Source organism: Microcystis sp. M179S2, assembly GCF_020245805.1.
In the GTDB taxonomy this organism is placed as follows: Bacteria; Cyanobacteriota; Cyanobacteriia; order Cyanobacteriales; family Microcystaceae; genus Microcystis; species Microcystis aeruginosa.
Map to the genome: position 1 here is coordinate 1 of NZ_JADBUE010000020.1, position 22420 is coordinate 22420.

General features: G+C 43.2%; 22 protein-coding genes, 1 other RNA gene and 1 pseudogene. 10 read left to right on the forward strand and 14 right to left on the reverse strand.

Annotated elements, in window-relative coordinates; genetic code table 11:
* From IM500_RS01070 to IM500_RS24385, 3 genes and pseudogenes are all read right to left on the reverse strand, one after another.
* A pseudogene (locus tag IM500_RS01070) lies at positions 1–230 on the reverse strand (Uma2 family endonuclease); the annotation flags it as partial.
* A 21-nt stretch (positions 231–251) separates the two neighbouring features.
* Positions 252–902, reverse strand: coding sequence for a Uma2 family endonuclease (locus tag IM500_RS01075; protein ID WP_287737441.1), 651 nt, complete (start codon positions 900–902; stop codon positions 252–254).
* Between the two features lie 73 nt (positions 903–975).
* Positions 976–1230, reverse strand: a complete 255-nt coding sequence (locus IM500_RS24385) for a type I secretion C-terminal target domain-containing protein (protein WP_353737886.1) — start codon at positions 1228–1230, stop codon at positions 976–978.
* A gap of 637 nt (positions 1231–1867) precedes the next feature.
* Between IM500_RS24385 and IM500_RS01080 the strand changes: the two genes are divergently transcribed.
* A complete protein-coding gene (locus IM500_RS01080; protein ID WP_287737443.1) occupies positions 1868–2335 on the forward strand; it encodes a DUF29 domain-containing protein in 468 nt (155 codons plus the stop codon).
* Between the two features lie 89 nt (positions 2336–2424).
* Here IM500_RS01080 and IM500_RS01085 read toward each other — a convergent pair whose 3' ends face one another.
* Positions 2425–2961: a deoxycytidylate deaminase gene (locus IM500_RS01085; protein ID WP_061431546.1), complete on the reverse strand. Its 537-nt coding sequence runs from the start codon at positions 2959–2961 to the stop codon at positions 2425–2427.
* A gap of 88 nt (positions 2962–3049) precedes the next feature.
* On the reverse strand, positions 3050–3901 hold the full coding sequence (locus tag IM500_RS01090; protein WP_190722790.1) for a zinc metalloprotease HtpX: 852 nt from the start codon (positions 3899–3901) through the stop codon (positions 3050–3052).
* 367 nt (positions 3902–4268) lie between these two features.
* Here IM500_RS01090 and IM500_RS01095 point away from each other — a divergent pair, with 367 nt between their 5' ends.
* The 5 genes from IM500_RS01095 (at position 4269) to IM500_RS01115 (ending at position 8381) form a co-directional block, all read left to right on the forward strand.
* The gene (locus tag IM500_RS01095; protein ID WP_287737446.1) at positions 4269–5012 is read left to right on the forward strand and encodes an energy-coupling factor ABC transporter permease; all 744 of its coding nucleotides are present in this window, start codon (positions 4269–4271) and stop codon (positions 5010–5012) included.
* 13 nt (positions 5013–5025) lie between these two features.
* The gene (locus tag IM500_RS01100) at positions 5026–5349 is read left to right on the forward strand and encodes a PDGLE domain-containing protein (protein ID WP_002796648.1); all 324 of its coding nucleotides are present in this window, start codon (positions 5026–5028) and stop codon (positions 5347–5349) included.
* A gap of 165 nt (positions 5350–5514) precedes the next feature.
* Positions 5515–6288 (forward strand): cobalt ECF transporter T component CbiQ, encoded by a 774-nt coding sequence (gene cbiQ / locus IM500_RS01105; RefSeq protein ID WP_190722792.1) that lies wholly within the window; start codon positions 5515–5517, stop codon positions 6286–6288.
* A gap of 14 nt (positions 6289–6302) precedes the next feature.
* Positions 6303–7079, forward strand: a complete 777-nt coding sequence (locus IM500_RS01110; RefSeq protein WP_190722793.1) for an energy-coupling factor ABC transporter ATP-binding protein — start codon at positions 6303–6305, stop codon at positions 7077–7079.
* 111 nt (positions 7080–7190) lie between these two features.
* On the forward strand, positions 7191–8381 hold the full coding sequence (locus IM500_RS01115) for a HEAT repeat domain-containing protein (RefSeq protein ID WP_190722794.1): 1191 nt from the start codon (positions 7191–7193) through the stop codon (positions 8379–8381).
* A gap of 500 nt (positions 8382–8881) precedes the next feature.
* Here IM500_RS01115 and IM500_RS01120 read toward each other — a convergent pair whose 3' ends face one another.
* Both IM500_RS01120 and IM500_RS01125 read right to left on the reverse strand, forming a co-directional pair.
* Positions 8882–9325, reverse strand: coding sequence for a retroviral-like aspartic protease family protein (locus IM500_RS01120; RefSeq protein ID WP_190722795.1), 444 nt, complete (start codon positions 9323–9325; stop codon positions 8882–8884).
* A 93-nt stretch (positions 9326–9418) separates the two neighbouring features.
* Positions 9419–11659, reverse strand: coding sequence for a glycoside hydrolase (locus tag IM500_RS01125; RefSeq protein ID WP_287737448.1), 2241 nt, complete (start codon positions 11657–11659; stop codon positions 9419–9421).
* A gap of 729 nt (positions 11660–12388) precedes the next feature.
* Between IM500_RS01125 and IM500_RS01130 the strand changes: the two genes are divergently transcribed.
* Both IM500_RS01130 and IM500_RS01135 read left to right on the forward strand, forming a co-directional pair.
* The gene (locus tag IM500_RS01130; protein WP_287737450.1) at positions 12389–12682 is read left to right on the forward strand and encodes a hypothetical protein; all 294 of its coding nucleotides are present in this window, start codon (positions 12389–12391) and stop codon (positions 12680–12682) included.
* Between the two features lie 87 nt (positions 12683–12769).
* A complete protein-coding gene (locus IM500_RS01135) occupies positions 12770–13840 on the forward strand; it encodes a WD40 repeat domain-containing protein (RefSeq protein WP_287732921.1) in 1071 nt (356 codons plus the stop codon).
* Positions 13841–13856: 16 nt separating this feature from the next.
* Here IM500_RS01135 and rnc read toward each other — a convergent pair whose 3' ends face one another.
* From rnc to rnpB, 5 genes are all read right to left on the reverse strand, one after another.
* The gene (gene rnc, locus IM500_RS01140; RefSeq protein WP_190722798.1) at positions 13857–14561 is read right to left on the reverse strand and encodes a ribonuclease III; all 705 of its coding nucleotides are present in this window, start codon (positions 14559–14561) and stop codon (positions 13857–13859) included.
* A gap of 572 nt (positions 14562–15133) precedes the next feature.
* A complete protein-coding gene (locus IM500_RS01145) occupies positions 15134–15469 on the reverse strand; it encodes a type II toxin-antitoxin system VapC family toxin (RefSeq protein WP_242034694.1) in 336 nt (111 codons plus the stop codon).
* Positions 15453–15680 carry a hypothetical protein gene (locus IM500_RS01150; RefSeq protein ID WP_190722799.1) on the reverse strand — a complete coding sequence of 76 codons (228 nt, stop codon included), beginning with the start codon at positions 15678–15680 and terminating at the stop codon, positions 15453–15455. The genes IM500_RS01145 and IM500_RS01150 overlap by 17 nt, the downstream gene beginning before the upstream one ends.
* Positions 15681–15776: 96 nt before the next feature.
* Positions 15777–17312, reverse strand: coding sequence for a protein kinase domain-containing protein (locus IM500_RS01155; RefSeq protein ID WP_287737452.1), 1536 nt, complete (start codon positions 17310–17312; stop codon positions 15777–15779).
* A 347-nt stretch (positions 17313–17659) separates the two neighbouring features.
* Positions 17660–18121: RNase P RNA component class A (rnpB, locus tag IM500_RS01160), an RNA gene on the reverse strand.
* A 297-nt stretch (positions 18122–18418) separates the two neighbouring features.
* Between rnpB and IM500_RS01165 the strand changes: the two genes are divergently transcribed.
* On the forward strand, positions 18419–19246 hold the full coding sequence (locus tag IM500_RS01165) for an alpha/beta fold hydrolase (RefSeq protein WP_287737454.1): 828 nt from the start codon (positions 18419–18421) through the stop codon (positions 19244–19246).
* Here the strand turns inward: IM500_RS01165 and IM500_RS01170 are convergent.
* Positions 19224–20378, reverse strand: a complete 1155-nt coding sequence (locus tag IM500_RS01170) for a histidine kinase (RefSeq protein ID WP_190722113.1) — start codon at positions 20376–20378, stop codon at positions 19224–19226. The two genes, IM500_RS01165 and IM500_RS01170, sit on opposite strands and share 23 nt — an antisense overlap.
* Positions 20379–20525: 147 nt before the next feature.
* Between IM500_RS01170 and IM500_RS01175 the strand changes: the two genes are divergently transcribed.
* Positions 20526–22115, forward strand: a complete 1590-nt coding sequence (locus tag IM500_RS01175; protein ID WP_287737456.1) for a glycoside hydrolase family 57 protein — start codon at positions 20526–20528, stop codon at positions 22113–22115.
* 157 nt (positions 22116–22272) lie between these two features.
* Here IM500_RS01175 and IM500_RS01180 read toward each other — a convergent pair.
* Positions 22273–22420, reverse strand: a 148-nt coding sequence (locus IM500_RS01180) for a transposase (protein ID WP_287737457.1), incomplete at its 5' end; no start/stop codon positions are given.

Here is a 22420-nt window from a genome sequence, read left to right on the forward strand (position 1 = left end):
CCAAATACTACCATAACATCGGGAGCAACCGGTCCGGTAATTTTTTTATCTTGGACGGGATACCAGAGGAGATCTCCCGCAATAAAAACGTTAGGAGAATTAGCAAAGAGAATCTCAAGGTTTTCTTTAATTTTCACGATCCATTCGTATTGTTCGGTATTATCGGCCATGGGTTTACCGTCACTATCGGGGTATTCAATATCTGGATCAATAGCTGGTATAAAGGTCATAATTTATACTCCTTTAAATATTCATAAAGTATCGGGATCAATTCCCAGAGAACGGATATATTCAGCTAAACGTTCAGCTTTAAGACGCTCTTGTTCTAACCTTTGAGATAACTCAATAGAAGTTAAAAATTTCTGACCATCTAAACTATAAATTTCTAACTCATCTTCTGTCAATTCAAATCGGATATTTAACCGAGGACTAACCCATCCCTTAATCTCAGGTATAGAACTTAATAGTCCTTTCTGTCTCAACCATCCTTGAAAATTATGAGAATCTGGATCATAGAGATAGTATTCTTCCACTCCATAACGTTGATAAAAGAGGAGTTTTCGCTCCATTTCTTCTAAACTATTAGAAGGGGAGAGAATTTCAAAGACCACTTGAGGAGCGATGTTATCTTCTTGCCATTGTTTATAGGAACCCCGTCTTCCTTTCGGACGACCAAATACTACCATAACATCGGGAGCAACCGGTCCGGTAATTTTTTTATCTTGGACGGGATACCAGAGGAGATCTCCCGCAATAAAAACGTTAGGAGAATTAGCAAAGAGAATCTCAAGATTTTCTTTAATTTTCACGATCCATTCGTATTGTTCGGTATTATCGGCCATGGGTTTACCGTCACTATCGGGGTATTCAATATCTGGATCAATAGCTGGTATAAAGGTCATAACTTATACTCCTGCTTACTTGTCTGAAAATGATAATTTTAGCATCTGTAAGACCTGATCTATTCCCCTATATCTAGGAGGAGATAACATCGTTATATCCCGACAGGTTATGTTGATCGGATTGATTTGCCTCAGTCCATATCTGTAGGGACTTGTCATGTTTAGTCTCTACAAAAGGGGTTAGAAAATAACGGACATATTGATCACTGATGGGACTACTTCCTAAATAACCAATATTATCCAAGACTGCCCCTAGGTCAATTTTATCCCCAGTGCCAAAGTCATGGATAGTATCTCCAGCATCAGTAATACTAAATCCGTTGAGTATAGGCTACATATCAGGACAGGCACTCATGCACTCATGCACTCATGCAAAAGTGGGAATAAATAATCAGTTTTTAATAACCGGATTTAGTATAATACTGGTATAAACAAAGGGAGAGGGGAGAGCAGAGCCTTTGTACTAAAATTTTCAAGATGCGGTTTCAATGCAGTCTAGCTTATATAAGCATTTTTTATCAATAAACCATTAATACTTGAGAAGATTTCAATTTACATTTCGCAATATTTACTTTTTCTTAAGAATTAATTGAGAATCATTTTTATTTATTCACGAGATGGCAATACTTACAGCGATTATGGTATAATTTTACTCTATGCAAGGATGGGTTTTTCTGTGCTTTTTGTGTTTTTAGCTGTTGAGCCATCCTGGAAACCCTCTCTAAATCTCCACTGCCTACTTAAAGACTATTAGTAACCTTCTGTCTTTCTCCCCTTTTTACCCCAGAGTGTTGATCAAAATGTTTGTGTACTTTTGTTAAAAAGAAAAAGTTTTTTTGACAAAAAGAACAACTTGTGCTATGGGATAAATATCTAACTTGGCAAAAATTCCCCGGACGAGAAGCTGATCGAGCGTTATAATCGAGCCATTACCCTGCGCTCCCGGTCGGGAAGATAAATCTATTATGACCGCTCTCTACGAGGAAGATTTTGTTCTCTGGACGGAAAAAACCGCCGAACTGTTAAAGCGAAAAGAGTTCGACCTGGTGGACTGGGAAAACCTGATCGAGGAAGTGGAGTGCATGGGAAAAAGTGACAGACGGGCTGTAGAGAGTTTGTTAACTCAATTATTAATCCATCTCCTGAAACTATCCTATTGGGAATCGGAAAAAGAACGGAATGCCCGTCATTGGCTCGAAGAAATCGCCAATTTTAGGGTTCAATTGGAAAGAAAGGTAGATAGTCCGACTCTCGCCAATCACCTGCGGGATACTTTCGAGACAGCCTACTCCGATGCCAGAAAAACCCTGATCAGAGCTAGAATCGTCGATAAAAATGCGATTCCCCTAGAGTCTATATTCACTCTTGAACAGGTATTAGACGGGGATTGGTTCCCCATGGATATCGAACCTTTTCTGGAAACCCGTCCATAAAAAATTTTTCGCTATTTTATCCCAAGTAAACTAACTTTATTTACCATAGAAATAGAGAGTTTTCCTAGTAATTAGCATCCTTGGGATAACTACCTGAGATCGATCGAAATGGGATTTAATAAAAACAAGGCCGCATGACTAGCCATTGCTTCTGATAAATAAATCTTTTTATATTTAATAATCCCCGTTTCCAGAAAAGAATCCCTTAACATGGCTTTTGTCCCACTATTAAAATCCGCTTCGTAAAAAACTTCTTTAATTCCCGAAGAAATAATTAGTTTTAAGCAGGAAATACAGGGTTCTAAAGTAACGTAAATACTAGCACCTTGGGTAGAAATACCGTGTTTGGCCGCTTGAGCGATCGCATTAGCTTCGGCATGAATTGCCCGAGAGGGAATTTCTCCGGATTCTCGACAGGTTCCCAAACCGGGATAACAAAAACCCTGGGCAGTACAATGAACCGTTCCTGATGGGGAACCATTGTACCCCGTGGCTAAAACCTGCCGATCTTTGACAATTACCGCACCGACGGGAAAAGCTAAACAGGTGGATCTGGTGGCGGCTAATTTAGCGATCATTAAAAAATATTCGTCCCAAGTCGGTCTTTTTTCTTCAGAGTTGATCACGGTTTCATACCAAGCTAGAAAAAGCGAAAAAGAGGGGGTCATCTCTGATAGCTTACCACTAGATAACCTCTAAAAATTAAGAACGGGATCAGGTTAATAATTCCTGTTGAATGCGACGGAGATTTTCGATTCTTGCCTCGGTGGATGGGTGAGTAGCGAATAAATTAGCCAGAAACTGCCCGGAAAAAGGACTGCTAATTAACAGAGGTTCAAAGGCAGGATTGGCATTTAAGGGCATTTGACGACCGATCGATTCTAAACGGGTTAAAGCCCGGGCTAAAGCTTCGGGATTCTCGGTCAAGCGAGCGGAACCAGCATCGGCCTCGAATTCTCTGGTACGAGAGATAGCCATCTGAATCACAGTGGCGGCAAGGGGGGCGAGAAAGATGGTAAGTAGCAAACCGATGGGATTGCCCCCTTGACGATGGCGAGAATTGCCAGCAAACAGGAAACCATAACTCAGCATTCTGGCGAGGTAGGAAATCGCCCCGGCAACGGTGGCCGCAACAGCTTGGGTTAAGGTATCCCGGTTACGCACATGAGTTAATTCGTGGGCGATAACTGCTTCTAATTCGTCGGCGGGCAGCAGGTTTAAAATGCCCTCGGTAACGGCGACGGCGGCGTGTTCGGGATCTCTGCCGGTGGCGAAAGCATTAGCGGCGGGGGTGGGGACGATATAGAGTTGCGGCGTGGGAATATTGGCTTGACGAGAGAGATTTTCCACCATTTGGTAGAGTTCGGGGGCTTGTTGGCGGCTGACTGGTTGGGCTTGGTAAGCGGCCAGAGCAATGCGATCGGAGAAGTACCAAGAACCGATATTAGTAATGGCGGCGATTACTAAACCAATTAAAGCACCGCCCTGACCACTGATCGCGTAGCCAATAGCGACAAGTAAACCGGCTAGTAAACCCAATAAAGCAACAGTTTTAAGCTGATTCATCTTTATTTATCTTAGGAAGTGGGAGGTATTACACTGATAACTGATAACTGATAACTGATAACTGATAACTGATAACTGATAACTGATAACTGATTGAGTCCTAGCATAAAAACTGAAAAAAACTCGAAAAATTAATAATAATTTAAATAATTTGAGTGCTTGAGAATAATCAGATTTTTGCTGATAGCTAAACCCTGACGGCTGGCAAAATAACAGAAATTCTTAAGAAGCTAAAGGGTTTAAATCCCCAGAGAGAGCATTGTAGAATGAAGCGGTTAGTTATCTACTAGAAGATAGGACTTTTCCGTCCCAGCGAGACAATTCTATTCAAATCTTTAACCCAAATTGCCAAGGAGACTGAGTTTTAATGTCTGTTAATTTTCTGGGAGTTGGTTTGTTTCACCCTCTCCTTACCCCTTATCTCGCCCTCCATATTCCTGACGGCTTGTTGAGTCCATCGGTGAGTCTATTTACTTGGATAATTGCCGTCGTCCTGATTGGCTTTTCTCTCAAAAAAGTGCGCGGTCACTACGCTGAACGGGCTGTACCTTTGATGGGAGTTTGTGCCGCCTTTATTTTTGCCGCCCAGATGATTAATTTTCCCATTCCGGGGGGAACCTCCGGACATTTATTAGGGGGGACTCTTGCGGGGGTTTTACTCGGTCCCTGGGCGGGTTCTTTGGTGATGGCGGTGGTTTTTATCGTTCAAGCTTTATTTTTTCAAGATGGCGGTTTAACGGTTTTAGGGGCGAATATCGTCAATATGGGTTTGATCGGGACGTTTGGCGGTTATTATCTCTATCTAGGGATTAGGAAAGCCCTCGGTTTTCATAGTTGGCGCAGTATGGCGATCGCTGTTGCCCTGGCCGCTTGGACAAGTGTGGTGGTGGCGGCGTTAGCTTGCGCCCTGCAATTGGCTTTATCTGGCACTGTACCGCCTTTAGTCGCCCTTTTTGCCATGTTATCTTGGCATATCCTCATCGGCATCGGGGAAGCGGTGATTACCGTTTTCGCTGTCGGTTATATCTGGCGAACTCGTCCCGATCTTCTCTACGATCCGCCCCATTCCGTTAATACCTCTGTTCCCCCTTCCTACGCTTCTCGTCAATAAAGCAATTAATTCGATGAATATTCGCAGAAATAGCCAATTTTTTCTGATTGGCCTAGTATGTTCCCTAATTATCGCCGTTTTTCTTTCTCCCTTTGCCAGTCCCGATCCCGACGGACTCGATCGAGTGGCGGAAGACTTGCAATTTAGCAAAAAAGAAGACCCTAACGCCCTAGGTAGTCAATTACCTTTCGCCCGAATTTTTGATGGTTATGCCCTCAAAGGTGTTCCCGAAGGTGTCGCCACTCCCCTCGCCGGTTTTCTGGGAACTCTTGCCACTTTCGGCATCGCTTGGGGTATCGGTAAATTAGTGATTGCAAAATCCCAAAATCAGGAGTAAGGAGATAGGAGTCGAGGAGTCAGGAGTGGGGACGTGGGGACGTGGGGCATTTAGCTGAAATTTCCCTAAACCCCTAAATCCCTAAACCCCTAAACCCCTAAATCCCTAAATCCCCTTTCTAACTGATAAATGATAACTGATAAATGATAACTGATCACTGAATAAATGCTACACATTGCCACTTTTTCTTGCGAAAATGAGCGCCCAAATTTCGGTTTTTGGCAGAAACTCGCGCCCCATACCCGGGTTTTAGTGACTCTTTTGTTAGTTTTTGCCACAGCCTTAACGCCGAATGGTAGCTGGGAAACTTGGGGGATTTACGGATTAGGATTAATTATTTTAATTCTGATCAGTCGGGTGGCTATTCCCGTACTTTTACAAAGAGTAGCGATCGAATTTGTCTTTATCGGTGTGGTTTTATTGGGAACTCTTTTTCGCGATGGCGGGGAAATTCTTTGGTCTTGGGGATTTTTGCGGGTAACTAGCGAGGGATTGCTGGTGTTAGGCAGTGTGGCCCTAAAAGCTTTTCTCTGTCTTTGTACGGTCAATATTCTGGTTTTAACGACAGCAATTCCCGACCTGTTGCAAGCATTAGTTACCCTGAAAACTCCCCCTTTATTGGTGGCAATTTTGGCTTCTATGTACCGTTATCTAGCTGTTTTGATCGCTGAATTTAATTCCATGCGAAGGGCAGCAATTGCGCGCAATTTAATGAGTAGTCCCCGATGGCAACGGCTGCTAGTGGGACACATGATCGGCGCTTTATTTATCCGTACCTACGAACGTGGCGATCGCATTTATCAAGCCATGTTATCGAGGGGTTACACCGGTTCCTTACCCTCTGTACAGGTTCCCCAAAGCAAGCTGAAAGATTATCTCGCTATAATTTGCACAGTAATTCTGATCCTCTGGGGTCAAATGGTACATCTACTCAGGTAAAAGTCTCGTTTTTCATGCACCACAACCCGATTTTTATTGAAAACCTAGTTTATACCTATCCTGACGGCACAGAAGCGTTAAAAGGTATTAATTTAGCCATTGAAGCTACGGAAAAGGTAGCTTTGGTCGGGGCAAATGGATCGGGAAAATCCACCTTATTACTGCATTTTAACGGTATTCTCCCGCCGCAAACGGGTAAAATCACCGTCGGTCCTTACCAAGTTAAACCGGAGAATTTGGAAAATATCCGCAATTTTGTCGGTTTAGTCTTCCAAAACCCCGACGATCAGCTATTTATGCCCACTGTCTGGGAAGATGTGACTTTTGGACCGATGAATCAGGGAATTCGCGGAGAGGATTTAAACCATCGCTGTCATCATGCTTTACACGCGGTGGGATTGGATTCCCAGCATTACGGTAAGAGAAACAGTCAGAATCTATCGGGGGGTGAAAAAAAACGCGTGGCCATTGCGGGGGTTTTAGCCATGTTGCCGCAGGTCTTGGTTTTTGATGAACCTAGCGCCCAACTGGATCCCCGATCCCGTCGGCAATTAATACAACTGTTGGCCACTTTACCCCAAACCCAAGTGATCGCCACCCATGATCTCGATCTGGCTTTAGAACTATGCGATCGCACGGTGGTTTTAAGTCGTGGTCAGGTGATGGGAGAGGGAGAAACCGCTAAGATTTTAAGTAATCGGGAATTTTTGGAACAACACGACCTGGAAATACCCCTTTGTTATAGTCGTCCCTACTGTGCGATCGCTGATGCGCCCTCTACTGATGTCTGATGCACAATTTGGAGATTTATTATCGGTTTCTTGCATTATGAGAGAGGACAAAAGCGAGAAAGTCTGACATTCTTGGGATAGGTAGCACGAAAATCGAGGCCATTTCCGACGATGCAAGCTCTGCTAGAAAAAGCTCAGATAGCGTTGAATAAAAAAGACTGGGAGACAGTAAACGCCAGCATACAGCGACTTTTAAACCAAAAAGATGCGATTGAACCGATTATTAACGATGAAATCCTCGATTTAGCCCTAGAAGCTTTACAAAAATGTGATTTTCAACAGCGATGGGAAATAGCGAAACTATTTCCTCAAATCGGGCAATCGGCGATCGCTCCTTTAATTGCCCTGTTAGAATCCGAGGAACAAGATGGGGAAATGCGCTGGTTTCTGGCGAGAATTCTCAGTCAATTTGACGATCGAGCCTGTATTCTCGCTCTCAGTCAATTATTGCAAAGATCGGAGGAGGAAGAACTCAGCCAAATGGCTGCGGCTGCTTTAGCTAATATCGGCAGTTCTGCGATCTCTAGTTTAGCGCAATTACTGACGGACTCTAATACCCGTTTTTTAGCCGTACAAGCTTTATCACAAATTCGCCGACCGGAAATTATCGAACCGCTTTTAACCGTAGTTAAGGATCAATCTAGCGCCATTCGGTCCATGGCGATCGAAGCTTTAAGCAGTTTTCACCATCCCCAGATTACTGCGATGATCCTCGATGCTTTACAGGAGCCGGCCATCGAGGTGCGACGGGAAGCAATTAAAGCTAGTAGTTACCTGGGGACGAATTATCCCCAAGCAGATTTAGTTAACCATCTGCAACCGCTGTTATTCGATATCCACCTCGAGATCTGTCAAGAAACGGCGATCGCTCTCGGTCGTATCGGCACAGCAACCTCAGCCAAAGCTTTAAATCCACTGCTGCAATCTTCCTTAACTCCCGATAGTTTAAAATTAACTGTAGTGCGAGCATTAGGCTGGATCGAGGATGGAGAAGCTTTAAATTACTTAGAAAAGGCTTTATATAGCGAAAATGTCTTGATTTGTCGGGAAATTATTGCTATTCTCGGCCGGCAAACCTCCCAGAAATTACGCCGACAAGCAGGGGAAATTCTCAGTAATTTTTATCACTCCCGTCCGGCACTCTTCACTGATACGGGAGTTAAACAGTCTCTAGCGATCGCTTTAGGAGAATTAGAGCGGGATAATAAAAGTATTTTGCTGACTTTAGCAGCCGATGGGGAAGCAATCGTCCGTCTCCATGCTCTCAGCGCCCTGAAAAAGCTAGATCATGGGACTATATAGCTAATTTCCCGCTGCACAGATGTGGTGAATTTGCCAGTGATCCGCATCCATTTCCCCAAGGATAGCGTTTAATACTAAATCCGGTTATTAAAGAATGATTATTTATTCCCCCTATTGCCTATTGCCTATTGCCTATTGCCTGTCCTCATAAGTAGCCTATGCTCAACGGATTTAGTATAATTTCTCCTGCGCTTCTTGAGCAGATTGGGCTTTAATGGAAAAATTGACAGAAAGCACTATTTCGTAGATTTTATCAGGGTTAAAGGGCTTAATTTCCTGTTTCATCGCCGTGATTCCTTCAGGACTTATTCTCTATTTTCTTCTCTCCGTCTCAAGAATTCCGCTCTCTAGAATACCAGAGCAGTTTTTTTTGAGGTTATCACCAACAGGACACCCCATAGGGATCAAAAACTAAATCTATCTGATTAGTTAAAGCTAAAACATATCTTTCTACTAAATTGAGAAAATAAGGGTGATCGATCCATGAAGGTTATCAATTTTTAGAGAATTGTTAGATAAGTATCTGGAGATTCGGAGGGTAGAACTTTCAAAGTTTGGTTTTGTAGGTCTAATTCTAAACCCAGTGCTTCTAGGGGAATTACTCCAATTAAAGCATCGCGACCACCGGGTAATTCTAAACATTCAAAAGTTCCCTCCCGACCACAAAGCAATATTTTAGCATCCTGAAAGACTCTCGCTTTGCTCAATCCAGTCGCGGTACTAACATCGACTTCTTTAAGTAAATCTAGCCCCAGTTTCTCAATAATATTAGCAGGTAAACAGAGGTTTGTTGCTCCCGTATCAACTAAAACTTTTGGTAAAGTAACAGAGCGAATTTCTGAAGCAGAGATAAAACCTCTAGCAGCTGCTGATTCATCGGCACGATTAATTATTGTTAAAGGGGTGAAAACTTTGCCCATCGGATTTGTCTGTTTCTTTTCCATATTATTATTTAGTAATCCCTATAATTAGAGAATATATTTTGAGACTAACTAGAGATTAGAGCGGTTACTGATAACTGATCACTGATCACTGATTTAAGGTCTTTGCAGGAAGATTAATTCTTCAACGGGGAGGAAATCATAGTATTGACCTTGATTGGCTAAAACTGCGATTAAATGGAGACGAGCATCGGGTTCAATGTGTAATCCTTCCCAGGGTACAGCAATTTCCAAACATTGATTAAAAGAAGCTTTGGCACTACTAGGAACTCGCTGCCAAGTAAAATATTCTTGAGCGAATTCTAACCAAGTAAATTCCGTGATTAAATTTATTCCTAGATGATGATGATAACCGTAATCGAGGGGCGATCGAGGGGGAATATCTGCTAAGGGAATTGGACTTTGCAGACGATGCACTTCATCATAATACCAATATAAATGTACTTCAGGCGGGATATCTTTGCCTAATTCCGCCCCCGGTTTCCAATCGAAACGCAGATAAAAATTGAGGTGATCCCAACCGAAAAAGAGCCTTTGTACTAAGGAAGTCCGGTGCATTGTACCACTGGCGCCACCAATTTCGATCCGTCCAGCTTTATCCCAATCCTGTTCGTCCCCAAAACCGTCGATAATGGGGTGAATGAAAGCCAGTGGACGATTAGTTTGTTTATCCCCGTGTTCTTCCACAGGTTCGAGCAAATAGGAGGGAATTGGCTCATTTAAAGCTTGATAAAGAGCGATCAGGTGTTCGCGGAAAAGTTGGTCAAAAATTGCGTCATGATTGGAGGAATGGCCATAACCAAACCACCAAAACCAATCGGAACCTTCCGCTGCATACAATGCTTCCCACGCGTCGGGGTTATTATCTTCCGTCGCTTCCGGGTGATTAGCGAGGGTTTGACGGGCTAAAATTAGATATTCCCAAGCTTTATTTTTAGCGGGATCGCCGATCCAAGTGGTAAAATTGGCATCGATCCAAGAGCCGCTATGAAGTTTATTGACAGGAATTTTGGCATTAGCGGGAAAGCGATCGAGATATTCGGAGACGGTGACTAATTCGATCGCTTGGTGGTCGCTTAAAAGTTGATAAAGGTTCTCTAGGAAGGGTAAACCGTCTTGATGATAGTTTTCCCAACAGTTTTCGCCATCTAGCGCAATGGTAACTAACCAGGGTTTTTCTAGGGTCGTGGTTTCTGCGTTGGTTTTCAGTTGTTCGGCGATCGCTTCTAGGTGTTTAACTAAGTCTGTAGCGGCCTCGGTTGCTTTCATGCCACTATAGCTAAATCCGATCAGATCCGAGAGACGATGATCGCGGAAAACCATCGATAAATTGCCGTTGCTAGTTTCCAGACGGTAGGGACGATAAAGCAATTCCGGTTCGCTAATATTGCCTTTTTCGTCGCGATGAAAGTAATGTCCCAGAGACCAACCTAACACCCCCTCATCGGAACATAACCACTGAAAACCCTGTTTAGCGACAGCGGGGAGAATCGCGGGACTAACGGATTGTTCCGAGGGCCACAGTCCTCGAGGATGTTTATCAAAGCGATCGATATAGATTTGCCAAGCTTTCTGGAGATGGCGCGAAATATCTTCAGGATAGCGGAAATATTGCCGAGGAAGGGTCATATTCGGCGCTGCTACCCGGCCTGCTTCCGAGTTGGCCAGCAGGGGTAAAATTGGATGGGTGTAGGGACTGGTAATGATTTCTAGTTGTCCGGTTTCCTGCATTAACCGGTGTTGCGGCAAGATACGACGCAGAATTTGACGCTGTTTGGAGATAATTCGCTGGCGATCGCTTAAAGTGAAGTTTTTTCCCTGTTCTAACCAGGCAGCGATTTCTGGGTCACTGTGAAAGATAGGATCAATCCAAGCGAGGTTATGCCAAGCCAAGAGATCGCTATAATCTTGGAGATGCCAATGGCTAATACACCAACTATGACCGTTTTCTTGACGCTGTGCGTATAATTGCCCGTAACGGGGGTGCGGATCGATCAGGGTACGATGGTTAGCATCGAAAAAGTGTTCGAGGATAAAGTGTTTTTGTGCCAGGGTTAACTGCGCTTCTGGGGTGACGGTGAGGGCAAGATAGGGGTCTATAGCTAGTCCGTTGACGTAATCCTCTAATTGCAGGATTAAAGAGGGGACAAGGTTGACAGTTTGGTGTAATTTGGGAAAACGTTCTAGAATCAGGATTAAATCGAGATAATCTTTCACCCCATGCAGTCGCACCCAGGGTAAGCGATATTGTCCCGAAGCATCGGTGCGAGTTTGACAGGATTTGTAGAGGGGTTGGTGTTGATGCCAAATAAAAGCGACGTAGAGAGGATAGGCCATGATAATACCGAGGAAAAGTGCATATAACAGGCTTTAAAGCCGTTATATTAGATAATAATGGACAATAAAGCCCATTATAGATTCTTAAAAGTTGATTTCGGTCACTACCATAATCCTATCAACTGGTTTTGAGGGGGTATCGTCTCTTTGTATTTGTTAAAGGATCGGATTCTCCGGTGGTGATTATTTGCAGTTCAGCAGTAGAATCTCTAATATTATCGGGCCCTGCTGATTTGATATGCGAATCTTCTTTTCTGGGATGTTTAAAACCCAGACCTAAACTAACTTTTGTCTCCGATAACCGCTATAGCAGTTATCGGAGACACATTTTAACCGCCTATCCTTAGATTAGCTGAATTTCCGCCAATCTCTTTACTGTTGCCTCTTACCTCATCTCAACAAGCAATTTAAATGTGCGGGCAGCTAATCAGATTTGAGTTTTCAGTTCACTGATTACTGGTTACTGTTCACTGTTTACTGTTTACTAGACCTCAAATTCAGATAAATTTGACATAATATTAGGTTTTATGGTTGTAATAGTTGTCTCTTGTCTTTTTTATCCTCCTGTCTCGGATTCTCCTCACCTAACGGAAGATTTTTGATTTTTGCAGGAGATATACTGATTACTGATTACTGATTACTGAAAAACCCCCATCACCTCGATCGACAACATTTTTCAGGATGATAGGATAAGCTGGAATTATCGAAACCGTAGAAATAATAGATAAAATGAGTAATCTCCTCTGGCCGCCTTTTCTCAAGAAAGCTTACCGTCAAGAACCAATAACTAGCTTTATCTTTACCGCAGCGGCAGTAGATGTCATCATCGGGGTTCTAGGACAAAGATGGACACTGCTATCTTTAGGGGCAACGATTATGGCGATCGCTATCTTCGCCAGGTGGCAACAGAGCCAAAAAAGCAAGGTAATCAACAAAGAAGAAGCAGCAAGATACTATTTACCGCCCCAATCGGGTCAAGTGGCTTTACCAACCCTGAAAAACGAAAAAAATCGACCTTCTTAGCTCAAAAATCTCCCCTTGCTTGGCAATCAATCTCCTCAAAGGCTAGAATCTATAGCACGGTTCATTTGTTAATATTCAACTAAATTTATGAAATTCCGATTTATCGGTGGGGAGAAACTTGTCGGGGCAATTGTGGTCAGTGTCTTAACCACGCTGACAATCGGGCAACATCAGCTTAGTCATGCCCAAAATCCCATTGCCCCCCCTAAACCCGCGGCTGAAAGTGGCGAAAAAATCCCAGAAACTATCCTAGTAGAAGGTTTAGGCAGACTTACCCTCGCTAAAACCTTAGAAGGGCAACAATCCACCCCCAATGCTGTGATTTTCAGCCCCGATAACCAATTAGTTCTCGCCGGTGGTAGTGATACGGATCCTCTCCTGAGAATTTGGTCGGTAAAAACAGGGCAAAAAGTCTCCCAAACTCGCGCCCAAAGAACCAGCGTCAAAGCTTTAGCCATTAGTCCCAACGAAAGATTATTAGTTAGTAGCGGTTTAGATGGTTCTATTAATTTTTGGAATCTGGTGGAAGGCAAGTATTTAGGAATTGCCCTCGAACACGGTAATACGGTCCTCGCCCTTACGGTTACTCCCGATGGTAAAACGTTAATTAGTGGTGGTTTGGAAGGAATTCGCCTCTGGACAGTGCAACCTCCCCGCCGTCCCCTCTATCGTTTAAATTGGGTGGGTAATTTTGTTTATTCCCTAGGGATGAAATCCGATGGTGTCACCCTTGCTAGTGGTCATGAAAACGGTGAGGTAAATTTTTGGGACATCCGCGAGGGCAAATTTTTATCGAAATTTTCCGCCCATCCCCAAGCGGTTAGCAAGCTTTTATACACTCCCGACGGCAAAAATTTAATTACGGGTAGTTTAGACCGCACGATTAAAATCTGGGATACGAGCAATAATCAGTTATTATTTACCCTCATCGGTCATACGGCCCGAATCCGTTCCCTGGCACTCCATCCCAACGGACAAATTCTCGCTAGTGCCAGTAATGACGGTGTGCGTTTATGGGATGTGACCACGGGTAAACAGTTAGCCTGGTTTGATAATAATTCCGACTGGGTGGAATCCCTGGCTTTTAGTCCCGATGGGCAGTATTTGGCTAGTGGTAATTATGATTTTAAAATTCGCCTCTGGCAATTCGTCCGTTAGGCAAAAATATCTTCATTTAGCCTTTAACCACTTCTAGAAAAGCTGATTTAGCCGCTGCCTGTTCCGCTGCTTTTTTGCTTCTGCCAGTTCCCACTCCTAATTTCTGCTCATTTAACCACACTTCCGCACAAAAACGTTCTTGATCTAAGCCATTGATTTCTTTTACTAAATATTGCGGCAGTTTTTTGTATGTTGCTTGTGTCCACTCCTGCAAGGCATCCTTATAATTCTGTCGGGCCGGATCTCGACGAATTTCGGCCGCTTTTTCCCTTAGTGGTTCATCTAGCCAAGAACGCACTAAAACCATAGTCTGTGTACTAAGATATAATGCCCCCAAAACCGCCTCAAAAGCGTCTGCTAGACGGGAAATTCTCCCCGCTTGATCGATACTCGTACTACTTGATACCAACAAATAACGCTCGAAACCGTAGCGATCCGCAAATTCCGCCAGAGTGCGATCGCTAACCATCATCGATCGCAGGGCGGCAAATTCTCCCACTAGCGCCTCCGGATAGGTTTCTAACAATACCTCCGCCGCCACCAGTCTTACCACAGAATCGCCCACAAATTCCAATTGTTCATAATTCTTATCACGGGAAATACTGGGATGAGTTAGAGCTAAATCTAATAAATCCCACCTGACGGGGACATCAGCCGATAAACCCAGCTTTTCCACTAGGGTTTTTAATTGTTTTTGGCGACGCGGATCACTTAAGGACATGGGAGCGGGAAGAAGGGGTGTAGGGTGTGGGGTGTGGGGTGTGGGGGAGAGGGGAGAGAGTGAGTTTCTCAGTTTGTTTTTTAATGTCCTCATACCCAGTTTAAATGCACAACAGCTTATTTCACCTGTAGCGTTATACTCGAAGAAGGATTACCTTTATCAACAACCAAGAAAAACCATGATCGAACAAAAGTTTAGTCTATAAAAACCTCAAATAGAATTTCTCAACCGTTATCAAAAATACGGCTTTAAAGATGCTAATGAGATAGTGAGAGTGGCTCTAGAGCGATTTCAACTAGAACTAGAGGCTCAGGACTTACAAGAATCAGCAAATCTGTAGGCAGCAATTTATCAACAAGATGAAGAATTACAGCAACTTACCGAATCAGCTTTAGTAGGATGGACAGCATAATAAATCTCAAGCGAGGACTGATTATTGAGGTAAATCTAGAGCCAACTAAAGGTTCAGAAACTGGGCAAATCAGACCTTGTATTAATCTACCCAATTTTCTAAGGATAAATGAGGAATTTGTCTAAAATGTCGCAGATTTCTGGTTACTAACCTAGCTTGATTAGCTAATGCGATACAATAGATCGGCTCTGCCAATTTTTTGGATTTTAGAAACACTTCGTAAACGGTCAAATTGATTAGCAGCATCTCCATCAATTAAAATTACAGGAAGTTGATTCAGTAGGACTTCTGAACGACAAAAAAGTTTTTGTGCTTTCAATAAATCACTTCCTGAAAAAGCTTTAAGTAGATAATCTATCCTTCCCTGCAAAATTTCAATCTTGGTGACAATCGCAATGGCGACTTCCTCATCCTGTAAGCTTTCTAACCGATTAATAACGTTAGTATTACCTGCGTGGAGATGAGTTAAAGTATCCGTGTCAAGAAGATACATCATCTTCAGTTTCTGAACGTCCTCTAGCTTGGTAAATAGAGTCTCTTAGGTCAGCAAGAGAGCTATCATCCCTTAAAGCACCTGCTGCTTGTTGCAGAAAAACAGTTTTACTCTTTGGGGAAGAGTTAGGAAGAGACGGAGGATTAAAGGCTTTCGTCTCTTGCTCTAATAAAATATCACTGTTTAATTTTTCTGATTTTGGTTTAACTGCCATAATTGCTCCTGATTATTTATTAATATTTTATCATAAATTTATTGCTAACTACAAGAGTCAAAGTTTTATTTTTGGGAATTTTCAAAACTTGGCGAATTAAAGCTTGACAGGATAAGTATTAACTTGCCAATTGCTTGTAGCTACAGGACAAGCTAAACCCAAATTAGTAATATTCCATTGGATAAAAGCATTATCGTTATTTTTCCAAGTAATCTTAACTGTGCCGACACAGTTACCTGCATTTCCAGACAGCTTAAAATTTCCTCGTAGGGTATCTCCAGTTGTACAACCTTCTGTTTGGGGAGCAGGAATCGTAATTGTTCCTGTAAATGGTGGTTTACCATATCCAAAAATAGTTTCAACTAAACTGAGTGTACTACTACCAAAACAAATTTTATTTAAGTTTGCAATTCTAGTTAAATTACTTTGAGAACGCCAAATTAAGCTTGTTTGCTCAGAAGAAGAGGCGATAGTTTCAGTTGGTTTAAGTTTTTCTTGTTGAAGTTGACGCTGTTTTTCAGCTAATTCTTCCTGGTTTTGTTCAAGCTGACGTTGTTTTTCATCTAGCTGTCGTTGCCTTTCCGCTAATTCTTGCTCTTGTTGTTTGGCTTGATTAGTCTGTTCTGATTGAATTTCAGAGATTCTTTCTTCTAATTTTTGTTGTTGTTTTTTAGAGAAGAAAGTCCAGCCAGCTAAGAAAGTAATACCTATTGTTACAGCAGCAATAGTAATTTTTATCCAGTCATTTTTCAGAATCACGTTGCCTTGTTGAGATGAAGGGAAAGAAAGTTCAGTTGGCGTTACTCTCGGCTGTCCCTGTAGCGCCTGTCTCATCATTTGAGCAGTTGTAAATCTTTGATTTGCTTGCGATTTAATAGCTTTATCAATTGCATTGGCTAGAGTTGGACTAACATTTAAAGCATATTGTCGCCAGATAATTTCTCCAGTAAGCGGTTCGGTTTCTAATTCTTCAGGTATTCTCCCTGTTAATAAATAAATTGCTGTTAAACCAAGAGCATATAAATCACTGGAAAAAACTGGTCTTCCTATTGATTGTTCTGAAGGCATGAACCCCGGTGTTCCAATTACAATAGAACTGGTGGAATTACCCCTAGGAGACATCCCTGTACCTATTGCTTCTTTAATAGCACCGAAGTCAATTAAAATTGGCATTTGATCGTGGTGACGAATAATAATATTATCTGGTTTAATATCTCGGTGAATAATCCGTTTACTTTGAATATATTCCAATAGGACTAAAAGCTTTAGTAAAATTCTTTTAACAAAGGTTTCTTCTTGTTTTCCTTGGCTCTTAACTAAACTAGATAAAGTCTGTCCCTGAATATATTCTTGAACCAAATAAAACTGTCCCTGATCCTCAAAATAAGCAAACAATGTGGGAATTTGATCATGACTATTTCCTAAATCTTCTAAAATCACTGCTTCTCTTTGAAAGCGCTCTTTGACCAGTTGATAGACCTGTGGGTTATTGTGCATGGGTCGCAGTTGTTTAATTACACAGGTGCGACCTGATGGTAAATGGGTATCTTCCGCAAGAAAGGTATCGCCAAATCCCCCACTTCCTAATTGTCGAATAATTCGATAGCGATTAGCCAATAGACTTTGCCTCATTTTTTTAACAGAATGTCAAGTTTTGTTAAGAGATTCAACATTGCTGGTACTTACCCATTGACCAATATTTTAGCCTAAGATATCCTAAAGAACCAAAAACACCCCAGACTTACTTAAGTGTGAGACACCATTATATCTTTAGCTCACGGTAGCGGCGGCCAAGCGATACGGGATTTGATCAATCACCTAACCGTTAGCGGTGCAATCCCCCTCTAAGCTAAGAAGCATTTAAATTGGTAGTTGAGGTTCCAGGGGAAATGAGAGCAGGGGAGACCACTTCGTGCGCGTTGCGGGGGGAGAATAAATAAAAATAATCTCCTGAATACTGACTCCTGATAACTGATAAAGGAGAGAGTCAGACATAAGCCGAATTCTGTATTTCCCAACAGCAGTAAAATCGCTTTTACCTTTGTGGGAATAGAGGTTATCTATCTGGGATAATTGTCACCAATTACCTCGAGCGGTTCCTAAAAACGGGACAGGAAAAAGACCAACCTTTGTCCCTCCACCTTGCTCCCCACCGGGGTTTACCGAGCCAGTACCTCTCGATACTGCTGGTGCGCTCTTACCGCACCTTTGCACCCTTACCCCCAATCAGTTATCAGTTATCAGTTATCAGTGGAAAGTTATCAGTGAATTTACTTTCGTTACTGTTTACTGATTACTGAAAAAAGGGGGCGGTATTTTTCTGTGGCACTATCCTCACGCTCGCGCGCACTGGACGTTATCCAGCAAGTGTGGTCTTTCGGGAGTTCGGACTTTCCTCGCAATCATTGATCAAATGATTCCGCAACCTCTAGACCAACTCTCTCCTATTCTCTAGTATGACTTACCAGAGACTCGATCGCTCATATATCCTAGTCAATAATCAGTGATCAGTAAACAGTAAACAGTGAACAGTGAAAAGACAGTAGGAAACTGCTATTTATAGCGTTTTTCAGTCTGCTGAGGTACAAAAGTTATGGGTTTTAGGCAAAAGGCAAGAGGCAAAAGGGAAGAAAAATAGGTGTACCTCACTAGCTTAGGAAACGCTATAATACTGCTCGCTTAATACATACTGCTCACTTAAAACTCAAATCTGATAACTGATAACTGATAACTGCTCAATGTCGATCGCTCTAAACGTTAACATTAAAGGTAATGGCTATCCGATCCTCTGTCTGCACGGTCATCCCGGTTCGGCAGCCAGTATGTCTGTATTTACTGAGCATTTTTGCCAACGCTGGCAAACCCTGGCCCCGGATCTGCGCGGCTACGGTAAAAGTCGTTATCGCCGGGATTTTCAGCTAGAAGAACATCTAGAGGATTTAATCGGGCTGCTCGATCGCCAAAAAATCCCGCAATGTTTAATTCTCGGTTGGTCTTTGGGGGGTATAATCGCACTGGAATTAGTATTGCGGCATCCCGATCGCTTTCCTGGTTTAATTCTAGTGGCCTCGGCCGCGCGGCCTTGGGGTAGTCATCCTCCTATCACCACCACAGATTTAGTTTTGACGGGGATGGCGGCAATTCTCAATCAGATTAAACCGGGATGGCGTTGGAATATTGATACTTTTGCTCGTCGTTCCCTGTTTCAGTACCTTTTTTCACAACATCAAGCGATCGCCTATCAATATCTCGCTCAAGATGCTGTTCCTGCCTACTTACAAACTTCTCCATTTGCCGATCGCGCTTTAAATCGGGCTTTAAAAAAAGGTTACAATTGTTTAAAATCTCTTGACAAAATTACAATTCCCTGCTTAGTTCTGGCGGGGGCAAATGATCGCCATATTACCAGTGCCTCGAGCCAAGAAACGGCCGAAAAACTGAAACTGTCTCAGTGGAAATGTTACCCAGATACGGCCCATCTGTTCCCCTGGGAAATCCCCGACTTAGTTTTAGGGGACATTGATGCTTGGTTAGCGGAGCATTTTAGCGATAAACTGGCAAAGTAAAGTGAAAACTACTGCCGTGGTCGGGGACACTATCCACCCAAATTTGACCGTAGTGGGCGCGAATAATCTTGCGACAGACCGATAAACCGATGCCATAACCTTCTTTACCCTCATCCCGTTTGAGACGCACATGGCCCTCAAAAATATGCTCTTGTTTTTCTTCGGGGATGCCGGGGCCGGTATCACTGATGCTCACCTGTACTTTTTGAGTAGTACGATGAAGGACAGAAAGGGTAATTGCGCCGCCGGGGGGGGTATATTTGACCCCATTCTCTAGGAGATTAATAATCACCTGTCGGATTAACTCCTCATCAGCATAGACGGGGGGCAGATCTTGGGGGATATCGCTTTGGAGAATTAAAGTCTTTTCCTGAAAAGTATCGGTAAATTGAGACAAAATTTCCTGACAGAGGGATTGGAGATAAAATTTACTCTGTTGGAGAGTGAATTGCGCCGCCATGCTCTTAGAAGCTTGCAGAATATCCGTAATCAAACGGTTCATAATCCGAAACTGTTTGCGGGCCTGTTGGTGCAGTTGTTCTCGTAATTGCAGACTGCGCTCCGTATCTGGTTGATGATAGGCTAATTCGAGGGTTTCCACAGCGATGGAAGCAGCGGTGAGAGGACTGCGTAAATCGTGGGCTAACATAGCCAAAATTTGGTCTTTAAATTTTAATTGTTCCAATAATTCTTCCTTTTCCTGTTTAAGACGAAAAACCTCATCGGCGATGCGGATGAGTTCGCCCGAATGTTCCACCTCTTGAAGTTGTGCATCCTCAGCGTGATGATTTTTGACCTCCTCTTTAATCGCTTTTTGCCAGCGTACCAACCATTTTTTAAACTGTTCCACCAGATTGCTGCCCGCGAGGGTATGACGGGGGCCGGGGGCAATTTTGACCAGGGCCGGGGTAGCTACAAGGCGAAAATGTTCGACTAAATGAGGTTGCTGGCGAATTTCGATGATTTGTAGGTCAATCGGGTAATCAGACTTTAAAGACTGGAGATAGGCCTGAATTTGACGGATAATTTCTTGAGAACTGGGACGGTCATCAACAAACAGCAAGAGTTGAATCGAGAGAGGCGTTGTCGTCTCTCTCCCTAAAGCAGTCAGTGGCTCGTTAGATGGGAGCATCGGCAAATTAGTAAACCTAGGGATTGCGGAGATCGATCGACGATCGATCGACTTTTATCATATTCTTTATTGTAGAAGCTTAAGATAGTATAAAATCTACTCAACCTAATCTTAAAGTTTTATTCCTTAATTCTAAGAAGAAATCCTATGGCTTTTGGCTATGTTGCCCTAGTTCTCCACGCTCATCTCCCTTTCGTCCGCCATCCCGAAAGCGATTACGTCCTCGAAGAAGAATGGTTATACGAAGCAATCACAGAAACCTACATCCCTCTCCTGCAAGTTTTTGAAGGTCTCAAGCGGGACGGTATCGATTTTAAAATGACCATGAGCATGACTCCGCCTTTGGTGTCGATGCTGCGGGATCCGTTACTGCAAGAGCGTTATGAAGAACACTTAGGTAAGTTAGAAGAATTAATTGCTAAAGAAATCGACCATAATCAACACAATGGCCATATTCGCTACTTAGCCGAATATTACGCTGAATCTTTCCAAAGTATCCGACAAACTTGGGAAAAATACGATCGAGATCTGGTCAAAGCTTTTAAACAATTCCTCGACAGTAACAACCTAGAAATTATCACCTGTGGTGCGACCCATGGTTATATGCCCCTGATGAAAATGTACCCGCAAGCGGTCTGGGCGCAAATTGAGGTGGCCTGTCAACACTACGAAGAAAATTTCGGTCGTCGTCCCAAGGGCATTTGGTTGCCGGAATGTGCCTACTATGAAGGGGTAGAAAGAATGTTAGCCGATGCGGGCATTCGTTACTTCCTCGTCGATGGCCACGGTATTCTCTACGGTCGTCCGCGCCCCCGTTACGGCAGTTACGCGCCCATTTTCACAGAAACCGGGGTGGCTGCTTTCGGTCGTGACCACGAATCTTCCCAACAGGTTTGGTCTTCCCAAGTCGGTTATCCGGGGGATGTGGTCTATCGGGAATTCTATAAAGATTTGGGCTGGGAAGCGGAATACGAGTATATTAAGCCCTATATCATGCCCAACGGTCAACGCAAGAATATAGGCATCAAATACCACAAAATTACTAGCCGGGACGGTGGTTTATCGGAAAAAGGGCTTTATGACCCCTACTGGGCCAAAGAAAAAGCCGCCGAACACGCAGGCAATTTTATGTATAATCGCGAGCGGCAAGTGGAGAGTTTAGCCGGAATTATGGGCCGTCCTCCCCTGGTGGTTTCTCCCTACGATGCCGAGTTATTCGGTCACTGGTGGTATGAGGGACCCTGGTTTATTGATTTTCTGTTCCGCAAGTCTTGGTATGACCAAAATATCTACCAAATGACCCATTTAGCCGATTATCTCCGGGCTAACCCGACCCAGCAGGTCTGTCGTCCTTCCCAATCCAGTTGGGGTTATAAGGGTTTCCATGAATACTGGCTGAATGAAACTAACGCTTGGATCTATCCTCACCTGCACAAAGGCACGGAACGGATGATTGAATTAAGTCATCACGAAGCGGAGGATGAATTACAGGAACGGGCTTTAAATCAGGCAGCCCGGGAGTTATTATTAGCGCAATCTTCTGACTGGGCCTTTATTATGCGAACCGGTACGATGGTTCCCTATGCTGTCCGGCGCACTCGTTCCCACCTGCTGCGGTTAAATAAAATCTATGAAGATGTGAAATCCGAGAAGATTGACTCCGGTTGGTTGCAAAAAGTCGAGGAAATCGACAATATTTTCCCCAATATCGATTACCGCATCTATCGACCTCTGTAATCTTTGTTAGAGATTAATAAAAATTTTGGTGCGTTATGGTTTGTAACGCACCTTGTTGCTTTCTGATTCACTCATTACTTGATCTCCTGTAGATTTCTGCACTATCTACAAAAATAGTACCCAACTTATCGAAAATTTGGGTTAAAACCCCGTCGTTTTACGACGGCTTTTCCTGATTTTTGATGTAGCACTTAAGAACTTCCAGTGGCGCACCTCCTACAGAAGATACAAAATAACTGGGCGACCAAAGAGCGTCTTTCCCGTATGGCTTAGGATATCCAGCTTGTCCATACCTGCGACTAGAG